Origin of the sequence: Pedobacter sp. PF22-3 (assembly GCF_026239555.1) — a bacterium.
Taxonomy (GTDB): Bacteria; Bacteroidota; Bacteroidia; order Sphingobacteriales; family Sphingobacteriaceae; genus Pedobacter.
Window position 1 is genome coordinate 73,550 of the sequence record NZ_JAPIVP010000017.1, and the last position, 13,034, is coordinate 86,583.

Annotated in this window: 9 protein-coding genes; 4 read left to right on the top strand and 5 right to left on the bottom strand. The window is 40.4% G+C overall.

All coding sequences use genetic code 11. The features are described 5' to 3' along the window. Nucleotides 1–42: 42 nt before the first annotated feature. Nucleotides 43–804 carry a M57 family metalloprotease gene (locus tag OQX63_RS18990; RefSeq protein WP_265852392.1) on the top strand — a complete coding sequence of 254 codons (762 nt, stop codon included), beginning with the start codon at nt 43–45 and terminating at the stop codon, nt 802–804. 78 nt (nt 805–882) lie between these two features. Here OQX63_RS18990 and OQX63_RS18995 read toward each other — a convergent pair whose 3' ends face one another. After that, the gene (locus OQX63_RS18995; protein ID WP_265852393.1) at nt 883–1,554 is read right to left on the bottom strand and encodes an NAD-dependent epimerase/dehydratase family protein; all 672 of its coding nucleotides are present in this window, start codon (nt 1,552–1,554) and stop codon (nt 883–885) included. 125 nt (nt 1,555–1,679) lie between these two features. On the opposite strand from OQX63_RS18995, the gene treF reads away from it, so the two are divergent. Then, nucleotides 1,680–3,254, top strand: coding sequence for an alpha,alpha-trehalase TreF (gene treF, locus OQX63_RS19000; RefSeq protein ID WP_265852394.1), 1,575 nt, complete (start codon nt 1,680–1,682; stop codon nt 3,252–3,254). 106 nt (nt 3,255–3,360) lie between these two features. On the opposite strand, the gene OQX63_RS19005 is transcribed toward treF, so the two are convergent. From OQX63_RS19005 to OQX63_RS19020, 4 genes are all read right to left on the bottom strand, one after another. Beyond that, complete coding sequence (locus OQX63_RS19005; RefSeq protein WP_265852395.1) at nt 3,361–4,869, bottom strand: RagB/SusD family nutrient uptake outer membrane protein; 1,509 nt, start codon at nt 4,867–4,869, stop codon at nt 3,361–3,363. 17 nt (nt 4,870–4,886) lie between these two features. Beyond that, entirely contained in the window at nt 4,887–7,913 is a 3,027-nt protein-coding gene (locus OQX63_RS19010) for a SusC/RagA family TonB-linked outer membrane protein (RefSeq protein ID WP_265852396.1), read from the bottom strand. A 129-nt stretch (nt 7,914–8,042) separates the two neighbouring features. After that, on the bottom strand, nt 8,043–8,264 hold the full coding sequence (locus tag OQX63_RS19015; RefSeq protein ID WP_265852397.1) for a hypothetical protein: 222 nt from the start codon (nt 8,262–8,264) through the stop codon (nt 8,043–8,045). Between the two features lie 441 nt (nt 8,265–8,705). After that, nucleotides 8,706–10,841, bottom strand: coding sequence for a S9 family peptidase (locus OQX63_RS19020; RefSeq protein ID WP_265852398.1), 2,136 nt, complete (start codon nt 10,839–10,841; stop codon nt 8,706–8,708). A 277-nt stretch (nt 10,842–11,118) separates the two neighbouring features. On the opposite strand from OQX63_RS19020, the gene OQX63_RS19025 reads away from it, so the two are divergent. Together OQX63_RS19025 and OQX63_RS19030 are read left to right on the top strand one after the other, a co-directional pair. Further along, nucleotides 11,119–12,123: an aldo/keto reductase gene (locus tag OQX63_RS19025; protein WP_265852399.1), complete on the top strand. Its 1,005-nt coding sequence runs from the start codon at nt 11,119–11,121 to the stop codon at nt 12,121–12,123. 8 nt (nt 12,124–12,131) lie between these two features. Continuing rightward, nucleotides 12,132–13,019, top strand: a complete 888-nt coding sequence (locus tag OQX63_RS19030; RefSeq protein ID WP_265852400.1) for a helix-turn-helix domain-containing protein — start codon at nt 12,132–12,134, stop codon at nt 13,017–13,019. The last annotated feature ends 15 nt before the right edge of the window (nt 13,020–13,034 follow it).

Genomic DNA, 13,034 nt, shown 5'->3' on the forward strand with positions numbered 1-13,034 from the left:
TGTTTCATCAGCTATTTAAGGATCAACTAACCGCTTTTCACCATGAAAAAAAATCTAAAAAAAATCGCAATCGTAGCGATGGTTGCAGTAGTAATTGCTGCATGTAAAAAAAAACAAGAAACATTAACAGCAGAACCGCAAGAAACTGTAAAAAATGCCGATAAGGTTTTACAGCACATTAAAAACCTCGGCTTCCCCGAGTCGAGCATTGTAGATAATGGAAATGAATATATCGTTGAAGAAGATATCATATTTCCTAAAAACATGGAGATCACCGCTAGCAGCGCAGGGCCAAAAACAGAACAATATTATACCGGAAGTATTGTTAACAGCACTAAAAAGCTAAACATCAGGGTCTTCGTAGATGCATCCATGACGTCAATGAGCAGCGAAATTAATAATGCACTTGCGCAATGGAATGGTGTATCGGGTTCTACATTGCGCTTTAACGTTGTAACCGCAGCACCTTATGATATTCTAATTAAAGATGAAAATTTAGGTAATGGTGTTTGCGGCCAGGGCCAGTTCCCATCAGGCGGAAGCGCAGGTGCCTTAATTAAAATTAACAAAAGTTATATTGCGGGCAACTCTTTTGCGCAACGTGCAAGAACCATATGCCATGAGTTTGGACATTGCATTTCTTTCAGACATACCAATTGGGCTGCACAGGGTGAATCTACAGCTACAAATGTTCCTGGAGTTACTGGAACAGATGCTTCATCGCTGATGAACGGTGGCCAATGTGGCTCGGGTGCAACAGTATTATCTCAAAAAGATAAAGACGCAACTGCAGTATTATATTAAAACCCAAAACAATCAATTAACCTAAACTAAATCCTTAAACAGTTGAAATAAGCTCGGGTACTTAAGCAGTACCTGAGCTTATTCTTTTGCTAAAGCAATAATGTCTTTCCCATTCAAAGTCCGTCTTTCATCATGGTGGCTCAAGGTATTGATCATTGCCCGGCCAAGTTCAGCCATTGTGCAGAAACCATTCGGATAAATGGCCCTACCGATCGGAAATAACCAGTTGATGTATTTATAAAATTGATGTGCATATTTTTGCCCTGGCAAAGGCTTAATAAAGCCCGGGCGGAAATTAAAAACCTGCTGGAAAGGTAATTTTGTCAAATCATTTTCTGTTTTGCCCTTTACCTGTGCCCATTTTAAACGGCCATTCTCATTGGTTCCTCCACCAGAAACATAACAAAATGTCATATCGCTATTGAGCTTGCTTAATGTTTGCGCAACATGCATGGTAAGCGTATAAGTCATTTTATAATAGGTCTCCTCATCAACACCTACTGAAGTAATGCCTAAACAAAAGAAGCAGGCATTATAGCCCGATAACTGACTTTCTATTGCGGAGAAATCAAAAAAATCGGAGTAAATAATCTCCTTTAATTTTGGATGTATATAAGCGCAGGGCTTACGGTTGATTACCAAAATATGATCAATTTCAGGACTGTTTAAACATTGCATCAATACGCCTTCGCCAACCATTCCAGTTGCACCGGTAATGATGATATTATGCTGATTTCTGGTTTTTCCCATTCGAAGTTATTTAATAATCAAAACGAAGATAAGTGAATCTTTGTTTGCCAAATAAAGCAGCTGGATTTCATTTTGCTTTTTTAACATAGAAATACGATAATTAATTACATTTAATAAAAAGTAATATGAGGAGTCAAAATTTGCCAATCATTAAAATGATGTTGTTAACCTGCCTATTATTTATTTCTAGCCGTTTATTTGCACAAAACGAATTAAGTTCGAGGCAAACCTACCCTGATTTATTTGAAAAAGTTCAAATGGCAAGAATTTATCCAGATAGTAAATCTTTTGCAGACGCCATTCCCAAAAAGAGTCCATTTGAAATCATGAAGGCCTATAATGCTTTAAAAAACAAGCCAAATTTTGATTTGAAGGCCTTTGTAAATGAATATTTTAATATGCCGGAAAGTCATCATGCGGCCTACCAATCTGATATCAACGCAGGCATAAAAAAACACCTGGATACTTTGTGGACGGTTTTAAAAAGAGATCCTGATACGGCTTCCGCCTATCAAACATCACTCCTACCATTACCGAAATCCTACATTGTTCCGGGCGGCAGGTTCAGGGAAATTTATTATTGGGATTCCTATTTTACAATGCTTGGATTGCAAAAGGCAGGCAAAACAGAAACCATAAAAGATATGGTTGATAATTTCGCTTTCCTCATCAATAAGTATGGTTTTATCCCCAATGGAAACCGCACATACTACCTAACACGTTCGCAGCCGCCATTTTTTGCAGCTATGGTGCAGCTGCTTGTTAAGCATAATAAGGATGTTAAACTTGCAGATTATAAAGATGTCCTTGAAAAAGAATATCGATTCTGGATGAAAGGAGCCAGCCAATTAAGTAATGGTGAAGCCATAAACCATGTGGTAAAGCTTACTGACGGCACCATTTTAAACCGATACTATGATGCCAGCGATCAGCCACGGGAAGAATCGTACAGGGAAGATTTTGAAGCGGCTAAATTAACTAAACAGGCTCCGTCCACTTTTCTCAGAAATGTACGCGCTGCGGCAGAATCAGGTTGGGATTTTAGCAGCAGGTGGTTTGCCGACGGTAAAAGTTATAACCAAATTATTACTACAGATCTGCTTCCGGTTGATTTAAATACTTTATTGTACAATCTCGAAATGGCTATTGCCACGGCAAACAATGAAGCAGGCAATAAAACAAAAGCTATTTCATTTATCCAAAAAGCAAGGTTGCGTAAAACAGCCATCCTGAAATATTTCTGGAACAAAAAACAGGGCTTTTTTACCGATTATAATTGGAAAAACCGATCATCTTCTAATCAGTTTACGCTTGCAGCTGCATTTCCGCTATATTTTAAACTGGCAACTACGGTACAGGCCAAAGCTGTTAAAGAAAAACTGGAAAGAAACTTTCTTAAAACAGGTGGCTTAATTACAACTTTAACCACTACAAAAGAGCAATGGGATGCACCAAACGCATGGGCACCACTGCAATACATCAGCATTGCGGGGTTGCACAATTACAGATATAATAAACTTGCCAATAGGATTAGTGCCAGATGGATAAATCTTAACATTTCGGTATTTAAGGAAACCGGGAAATTGATGGAGAAATATAATGTAGTACAACCGAACAGTAAAGGTGGTGGTGGGGAATATCCGCTACAAGATGGATTTGGCTGGACCAACGGTGTACTTTTAAAGCTGATGGAAAAATAATTGATTATACGTTCATTTGTAATCCTTAGGAAAAAAACAGAGGCTGAACCAAAAAAAGACATGAAATATGCTAATGGTTGCAGCCTCTATTAATGAGTATTAAATATTAATACCCAGGATTTTGTATCAGATTGGGGTTACCTAATTGATTATCCGGGATAGGGAAAAGAAGGTATTTAGCTTCACTTGCAGGTTTTTCCTGCCATGCAGCGAGAAATTTTCCAAAACGGATTAAATCTTGCCTTCTAAAACTTTCCCAATACAGCTCACGGCCGCGCTCATCAAGCAGGATATCTAATGTTAAGCTTGGTAAAATGGAAGCACCCCTTACCGTCCTGATCGAATTTACAATGGTTAAGGCAGGCGCCGTTTGCGAGGTTCTTAATTGGGCCTCGGCTTTCATCAACAATACATCAGCGTAACGGAAATAAACCCAGTCGTTATCAGGTTTTTTAGATCCAGCGTTGGCATAATCAATCGGATACTTAATCACACGGATACCTGCCACTTCCAAATGGTTAGGATCTCTTTCGATAATGCTTACCTCTGACGTAAAAGCCAATGGGTTACCTTTGCGGTCTTTTAAGGCTACACCATTCTGGTTTACCTGTTGCCCAACCAAAAAACCAACCCTAACGCCTGCAACATTGGTTTGCCCTGCATAAGATCCTCCTCTTCGCAAATCGGTAGTCTCAAATTTTGCATAAAAGTTTGATAGGGTTGAAAAACCGTTATAACCACTGGGGTCTTGGTTATAGTGTGTGGTACATTTCCATTGCCCATCTAAATCGCTCCCACTTACGCCGCCTAAATTTTGCGCGGTAAAAATATTTTCGGTAGAAAGCTTATCATTTGTTGGGGCAAAATTGTCGAAATAATTTGGCGTAAGCACATAACCGCCAGCGGCTATTTCATCAGCTAGCGAAATTACCTTGGCCATGTCAGCAGCGTCGAAAGTTGGCGTGCTCCGGTTTAGGAAAGCACCCTTGTTAAGATAAACTTTCATTAAAAGTGTTCTCGCCGCATTTTTATTGGCAAGATTTGCAGGTCCAACCGGCAAATCAGGGATAATAGCATTTAATTCGCTGATTAAATAGGTAATTTCATCAGCAGCATTTCGAACACGAGATGGTTTGGTAACACCTTCTCCGGGATCCCGGTACGGAACCTGCCCCCAGCCATCTAAAACCGAAAACTGTGCAAATGCACGTAAAAAACGTGCCTGCGCTGCCTGAACTGCATTCGGACTGGCATTTAAAACACTTGTAGCCACATAAGAGATACTGTTCAAATCCCTGAACACATCCGAAATACGGGTATGATCGGGCGCCCATTTATGTAGATGCAGTGCCCGCCAGGCACCATTATCGTCCCAATCGCCTGCACGCGTAGGCACAATAATTTCATCTGACGTTACTTCCTGCAGCGCAGCCCAATTCCAAGGTGCCTGGTAAGGGCCAATCATGGCGGCGTAAGTGGCACCTAATACCCCCGCAACATTATTTGATGATACTGCGCCACTGCCAACCTGGCCATTCAGGTCTTCATTCAGCTTGGTACAGCCCGAAAAACTCAAGGCCAATACAGCGAAAGTGAAAATATATTTATTTTTCATGTGATTATAATTAAAGATTAAAGAGAAAAATTAACACCAAAATTGAAGGTTCTTGCCGTTGGATAAGCCGTATAATCTATACCTGCAGATGGAACCCCGCTTACACTTTTGTTTACATTTACCTCCGGATCAAAACCTGTATATTTCGTAATTACGAATAGGTTTTGGCCATTAACATAAATATTAAGCGACTTTATCGATTTACCAATATTGCCAATATTATAGTTAAGCGTAGCGTTGGCTAATTTTAGGTAGTCGCCTTTTTCGATGTACCTTGATGAGGCAGCAATTGGATTGGCCAGCGACTCTTGTATAGATGAATTGATCAAAGCGGCAGAGATATTACGCTGTGCACCCAGGTTGGATATCGCAAGTACCGAGTTTGCGGTATTGTTATAAACATCCTGACCAAACGCACCATTAAAGTTGGCTGTTAAAGAGAATTTCTTATACCTTAAATTTGTACTTAAACCCAAAATTACTTTCGGATTGGGATTGCCTACGTAATAAGCAGTAAAACCATCGTCGGTATACTTAGAAAAACCACTGGCATCCAAACCATTATATTGGCGGGTTACCATGGCGAAAAGTGGTAGTCCATTTTGGATCACTTCGGTGGTTACACCGCTCAATCCCTGCCCGTTTAACGAGCCTGTTTTAATAATGCCATTAATATTCTGCACTTTATTGTTGATAAAAGTAGCGTTACCTCCTAAAGACCATGAAAAATTATCCTGATCGATAATTATACCATTTAAGGTCAGCTCAAGCCCTTTATTGATGATCTGGCCCGGTAAATTTACCCAAGTAGGCACATTGCCTCCAACTGCCGGTGAAAACGCAATCTGTGGAAACAATAGGTCTTTTGTTGTTTTATTGAAATAATCAATCGATCCGGTTAACCTGTTTTTAAACAAGCCGAAATCGATACCTACATTGGCCTGTTTGTCTGACTGCCATTTTAAATCGGCATTTTCATTGTTGATCGGTGTTAAAATTGGCGAACCGTTCGCATTTCCAAAATCGTAACGAAGCTGCGCAGAACCTGAAGGAAAATCCTGGTTACCGGTTTTACCATAACCAACGCGTAATTTAAGTAGATCTAGCCATTGGATATCAGACATGAAACTTTCTTTTCTGATATCCCAGGCAGCGGCAAAAGATGGAAAATAACCGTAACGGTTTGATTTACCGAATTTAGTGGAACCATCGGCCCTAAATGTAGCGGTTAAGATATACCTATTATCGTAATTAAAAATTGCCCTTGCAAAATACGATTGCAATTGTGTTGTAGGATTGTTGAAGGTAGAAAATGTACGGTTGGCCGGAGCCGTTGTTTGAAAGGCATCAGTATAATCGGCAGCTATATCGCCAAAACCAGTTGCCGTATTGGTTACGCCTTTATTAACGAAGTTGGAATATTCGTAACCTAAAATAGCATTCAGGTTTAGTTTGCTTACAATTTCCTTATTAAAGTTTAAGGTATTGGTAAACTGTTGCGTAATCAGCTCGTTATTAGAATAGCTTGCATAACCACCCAGAAAAGTTCCTGACGGCTGAATACCCTGCAGATTTAAGGTGCTCCTGGTAGAAGCCCTTCTTATACCTGTACTATAATTTACACTGGCCAGCATGCGATACTCCAACCAGGGTGTAATTTTGTAATAAGGCGAAATGCTTCCCAAAATGGTTGATACTTTCGATTTATCGCTATTTGCAGCTAAAGCAGCCAAAGGATTGATCGTAGTCGAACCATAATCTATAAATAAACTTCCATCGGGATTATAAAAAGATTGGGTAGGGTTCCAGGATAGTGCCTGCGAAATCAAACTTCCTGTAAAACCCGCATCGGTGGTAATCGGCGCTACGCTTTCGAGGTATTGATTACTGATCATATTCACATCCAAACCCAGCTTTTTGCTTTCGAGGAATTTGAAATTACCGTTAAAACCTGCACTGTATTTTTTAAAATCGGTTGTTTTGATAATCCCCTGCTGGTCTTGATAACCAATGGACGCGCGAAAGGTATTGCCATTAGTACCACCACTTATACCAATAGAATAATTTTGGTTATAAGCTGTTCTGGTAATTGCATCTAATGCATCAACACTGGTGCCGAAATTACCGGTATTAAGATTGTACTTCGATAATGCCGCCCGGTACTCATCGCCGGTTAATACCTCTACTTTTTTGGCAATATTGCTTACCCCTGCCGAGGCACTTACATCAATTTTGGTTTCTCCCGATTTCCCTCTTTTAGTGGTAATCAAAACCACACCGTAAGCAGCACGCGAACCATAAATTGCTGTTGCCGATGCATCTTTTAATATTTCCATCGATTCTATATCGGCCGGATTGATAAAGTTTAAAGGGTTACCATCTGGCGCTGTTCCGATACCTGCACTGGTTGAGGGTCTTGCCGATCGTCCATCAAGCGCTACCCCATCCACCACATAAAGGGGCTGGCCGGTTCCGGTAATGGCTGAGTTACCCCTGATGCGCACAGTAGATGCACCTCCTGGCTGACCACTGTTATTGATCATCTGTACACCCGCAACCTTGCCCTGTATGAGCTGATCGGGGGCATTTAACGGGCCTTTGTTAAAATCTTTAGCCGATACTGTTGTTGCAGCACCCGTTAAATCGTTTTTTCTTACTGATGCATAGCCAACAACCACAACCGCCTCTAAATTATTCAGCGAACTTAAGGTAATGTTTAGCAGCGTTTGGTTATTGATGTTTACCGTTTGCGATTCATAGCCCACAAAACTCACTGTTAACCGAGATGTTCCGGTGGGAGCGGTAATTTGGTATTTACCCTCAACATCGCTTTGGGTTCTTGTATTGGTCCCTGTTACCTGTATAGTTGCGCCTGCTAAGGGCGTTTTATCGCTATCATATATTATACCTTTTACAGTAATTTGGGCAAAAGCTACTGTGCTAAATAAGAGCATCAGGAGATTTAAGCCTATAAATTTCTTTAATGAATACAATTTCTGTTTTAAGGACAAAACAGCGTAATTGCCTGGTAAAGTAATGTTCATAATGGATTTAATAATTGGTTAGAAAATAGGGCATTTAACGATTTAGGAAATTCGGATTTAAGGCGGGTTGTATTTCATAGCTTCTATTTTAGTTTTGGATTAGTTGATTATACCTTTAAGCCTATGCAATTAAGAAAATTCAAAATCTCTGGGATCGTTCCCGATATTTATGATATCAAAATTCTGGAGTGTTTTTAACCCATATTTATCCTGCAATAAGCATATTTTTAGCGCATCCGGATCGCTTGGTTCGTTTCTTTTAATTTGAAAATTGTTGGTTATAGGCTGCACATAGCCGGTAAGGAGAGAAAACAGTTGAGATAAAATGATAAACATTTGTACTTGTCTCATAATTTTCGGTACAATAAATCGAATTCCAAGAATAGAGAACCCTGACCTATTGTGATTTAGTTTAGTATCTAGTTAATGTAATGGTTAAGTGTATCCGCTGAGCCGTTAAGCCTACAAATCTTATCCATTTTATAATATGAATATAGCTTATAAATTATATAAAACCATAAAAAGGATCATTATTTATTTCAAAAACTTATGGTATATGAGCTGCATGCGATTAGAGCTAATGATAAAGCGGGCTTGCCCAGCTAGTAAATGAAAAACAGCAAATACATTTAGCACAAAAAAAGCTATCACATTAGCCTATTGATTGAAGAATTTAAATTTGATTGCCATCGCTACGAATACGTGGAATTGCGACAACCTTGATGTAAATAATAAATCCCAAAAGTTTTAAAAACATTTGGGGTTCAATTCAAAAATACAGTTTCTAGAAAATTATCTTGCCGAAGGGCCTTTCATTTGGTAGTCTTTAGGTGGCTCTGCCCCTAAAAGATGTTGAACAAAGTAATCCCAGCGGCGGCGCATCATGTAAGGCGAGTAAGAACCGTAACCATGTGCACTGTTTGGAAAAATAACCAGGTCGAAAGATTTATTTGCTTTTTCTAATGCTTCTACAACTAAAAGTGTATTGTAAGGTGGTACATTATCATCCATCATACCGTGTACCAACATTAATTTTCCTTTTAGGTTTTTAGCATAATTCTGATTGGCCTGTGCTTCATAATCCGAATTTTCTACCAAACCATTGTAACGCTCACCCCAATCATCCTCGTAGTTTCTATTTTCATGATTACCTGATTCAGAAATACCTACTTTAAAGAAATCCGGGTAACGGAACATTGCCGCAGCAGTAGCAAAACCTCCGCCCGAGTGGCCCCAGATACCTACCTTTGTCGTATCAATGGGATACTTTGCAGAAAGCTGTCTGATGGCTGCAATCTGATCAGGCAAGGTATTCTCGGCCATATTGCCATAACTCATATCATGGAAACTTTTAGAACGGCCAGGATTACTGGTTCCTTCTATTACTACCACAATAAAGCCCAACTCGGCCAAAGCCTGATGATCGCCACGCGAAGCAACAAAGGCCCAGCTGCCTACACTACCGCCTTGTGGACCTGGATAAATATAATCGATAACCGGATACTTTTGACTGGCATCCATTTTTGTTGGTGTAAAAACCAGACCATAAATATCGGTTTTACCATCTTTGGCTTTCACCGAAACCGGAGTTGGTGCTTTCCATCCTGTAGCGGTTAACCGAGAAACATCTGTTTTTTCTAAAGTATTGATCAGTTTACCACTGATACTTCTTAAAACAGTAACTGCAGGAACATCAGGCTGCGAGTAACTATCTACAAAATATTCGAAAGATGGCGAAAATACAACCTGGTGATTACCAGTTTCTGGCGTTAAAAGGGTCAAGTTTTTACCATCGAAACCAACTTTATACAGGTAACTGAAATAAGGATTACCTTTTTCTCGGCCACTGGCCAAGAAATAAATTGAACGTGCCTTTTCATCAACCTTAATTAACCGTGTAACCACGAAATCACCTTTGGTAATCTGATTTTTTAATTTTCCATTACCAGAATCATATAAATACAGATGTCCCCAGTTATCCCTTTCCGAATACCAGATAATTTCTTTTGAGGCAGGAAGATACCGCCAGTTGATGGCACCCTGACCAGATTCAAACTGTGTTTTTACGGTTTCTTCGAAAACTTCGCGAACGGAACCTGTTGCGGCATTCGCAATACGGAATTTTTCATTTTTATGATCGCGGGAAGTAGACACAAATGCCACTTCTGTACCATCAGCTTTCCAATCAATATCATCAAAAGTGCCACTGCTCGAAATATCATCACTTAAGGTAGCACGATGTGGGTCTGCAGGAATGTTCAGTGCAACCATCTTCCCGTTTTCAACATCAATCACCACTCTTCTAATTGTTGCAATCTGTTTATCGCCAGGCAAAGGATATTTCCAGGCTTTTAATGTCGGTGCCCCAACATTCGTGGTTACCAGATACATATCTTTCGAATTCCGCTGATCTTGCTGAAAAGTGGCTATTTTTTTCGAATCAGGCGACCAACGCAAAATTGGCGCATCACTATGCTTCCAACCTGCATTATCGGTTGCATACCCATAATCCTTTATGCCATCAGTAGTTAGCTGGGTTAATTTCCCCGAGGCTACATCTTTAACAAAAAGATTGTAATCTTTAATTAATATGGTCTTTTTTCCATCAGGAGACAGCACTTCATTCCAGCTAAGTCCGCGACGTGAAGCGCTTAAACTGCCTTTATAATCGGTAGTTAAAGTTTTAGTTTTCTTTACCGGATCTACCAAAAAAGTCTGTTCAGTGCCATTTACTTTCGTGCTGTACCAAAATTTATCTCCCTCGAGCCAGTTTGGTTGCGCACTGGCATGATCGATGTACTTTACGGTATTGTAACCCATCAAACTTTCTGCCCTTTCGTAATCTTTAACGGTTAAAGCTTTCTGTTGAGCATTTGCTGTAATGGCCAAAGTACAAGCCGTTACAGTAAACCAATATTTATTCATCATGTTAGTTAATCTTGCGATAAAAATAAGACTGTTTTGGCAAATGATTGGTATTAATCGTGATACAAAATGGCAGGCTTTTACCTCCTGCGTTATGTTGAGAAGCGAAAAGGTATGCAAAACCGAACAATCTTTTTTGAACGACTTCATCTTAGCTCAATATGGCTAAAGCAATGCCGCTAGTCTTAAAACTTATAGCCATTAAATCATTCCTTGATTTGCTTACAAACTTCAGGGATTTGCATACATCAGTGCAATTTAGCTTGCTGATCTTTGAATTATGGAAATAAAACAAATGGCATTGGGTAACCAGGGTTTGGTTGTACCAATGATCGGATTAGGCTGTATGGGTATGACGGGCTTTGAAGAAGGACATATGTATGGCCCTGCGGATGAGCAGGAGGCCATCGCAACCATACACCGTTCACTCGAGTTGGGTGGTAATTTTTTGGATACTGCCGATCTGTACGGGCCGCTGAAAAATGAACAGCTCATTGCGAAGGCCATCAGTGGTAAACGCGATCAGTATATTCTGGCCACCAAGTTTGGCTGGGAAATAGATGATAACAATAAAGTAACCTGGGCTATTAACGGAAAAAAAGATTATGTAAAGAAATCTTTAGAGCGTTCGTTAAAGAACCTTAATACCGATTACATTGATCTGTATTACCTGCACCGCCTGGATAAAAATACGCCGATTGAAGAAACAGTTGAAGCCATGGCTGAGCTGGTTAAGGAAGGTAAGATAGGTTATATCGGTCTGTCGGAAGTATCGTCGGAAACGGTTAGGCGGGCACATGCTGTGCATCCGATTACCGCTGTACAAAGCGAATATTCTTTATTTGAACGGACCGTAGAAGAACGCGGGGTTTTAGCCACCTTAAATGAACTGGGCATTGGCTTCGTGGCTTACTCGCCACTAGGCCGTGGGTTTTTATCTGGGCAGATCAAAAGCATCGACGACCTGCCGGAAAACGATTTTCGCAAGGCGATTCCGCGTTTCCAGGGGGAAATGTTTAACAAGAATATTGAATTGGTTAAAGCGATTGAAGCCATGGCCGAAGCAAAAAACGTCACTTCTTCGCAACTGGCTTTAGCCTGGATCATGAGCAACGGAATTTTACCGATTCCGGGCACAAAACGCAGAAAATACCTGGAACAAAACATAGCATCAACTAACATTGAATTGACGAGGGAGGATCTTTCACAACTGGAAAGCATCATACCATTAGGTACAGATACCGGCGCTCCATATGATGAGTTTAGTATGGGTTTAATTGATTAAATTTGTTTATGAACGCCATTAACTCCATATCTGAATTTCACCGTTTACTGTCGTTGCCAGAACCCCGCCATCCGCTGGTAAGCGTGATCAACCTGGCAGAAAGTATTTTTTTGGAAGATGAAATCTGGAAAGGTTTCGTTAACCGCTTTTATTGCGTAGCGCTTAAACGCGAAGCCAAAGGTAAGATCAGGTACGGGCAGCAACATTATGATTACGATAAAGGGGTATTGAGTTTTACCGCGCCCAACCAGGTGCAACAACTAGACCTGCAAAATATGGAATGCGGGTCTGGTTATCTCCTGATCTTTCACCCAGACTTCCTTTTACAACATCCTCTGGCGAATAGCATTCATCAATACGGTTTTTTCGATTACGCGGTTAATGAAGCATTACACCTATCGGCAGCGGAAGAGGACGATCTGATCTCGATCCTCCATAAAATTGATAAGGAGTGCCAGCATATCGATAAACATACCCAGGAGATCATTCTCACACAGATCGAGAGCCTCCTAAAATATTCCAACCGTTTTTACGAGCGCCAGTTTTTGACCCGCAAGAATAATAATCTGGCCCTTTTGACCAGGTTTGAGCAATTGATAGATGACTACTTTAACAGCGATGTAAACAGCTTACTCACGGTAAACTATATTGCAGGGCAGATGAACTTGTCGCCAAACTACCTGAGTGACCTGCTTCGGATTCATACCGGGCAAAACACAAAGCAGCACATTCATGAAAAGCTGATTGCAAGAGCAAAAGAAAAACTTTCCACCACTAATCTTTCCGTCAGCGAGATCGCCTATGCCCTGGGTTTTGAACATGCGCAATCATTCAGTACACTTTTCAAAAAGAAAACAAGTTTATCGCCGCTCGAATTTCGTCAGGCTTTTAACTGAGCAAGGGTGAGAAAC

Excerpts from the sequence above, each read along its gene's own strand:
- OQX63_RS18990 (WP_265852392.1), top strand. The coding sequence starts at position 43 with ATGAAAAAAAATCTAAAAAAAATCGCAATCGTAGCGATGGTTGCAGTA.
- OQX63_RS18995 (WP_265852393.1), bottom strand. The coding sequence starts at position 1,554 with ATGGGAAAAACCAGAAATCAGCATAATATCATCATTACCGGTGCAACT.
- treF (WP_265852394.1), top strand. The coding sequence starts at position 1,680 with ATGAGGAGTCAAAATTTGCCAATCATTAAAATGATGTTGTTAACCTGC.
- OQX63_RS19005 (WP_265852395.1), bottom strand. The coding sequence starts at position 4,869 with ATGAAAAATAAATATATTTTCACTTTCGCTGTATTGGCCTTGAGTTTT.
- OQX63_RS19010 (WP_265852396.1), bottom strand. The coding sequence starts at position 7,913 with ATGAACATTACTTTACCAGGCAATTACGCTGTTTTGTCCTTAAAACAG.
- OQX63_RS19015 (WP_265852397.1), bottom strand. The coding sequence starts at position 8,264 with ATGAGACAAGTACAAATGTTTATCATTTTATCTCAACTGTTTTCTCTC.
- OQX63_RS19020 (WP_265852398.1), bottom strand. The coding sequence starts at position 10,841 with ATGATGAATAAATATTGGTTTACTGTAACGGCTTGTACTTTGGCCATT.
- OQX63_RS19025 (WP_265852399.1), top strand. The coding sequence starts at position 11,119 with ATGGAAATAAAACAAATGGCATTGGGTAACCAGGGTTTGGTTGTACCA.
- OQX63_RS19030 (WP_265852400.1), top strand. The coding sequence starts at position 12,132 with ATGAACGCCATTAACTCCATATCTGAATTTCACCGTTTACTGTCGTTG.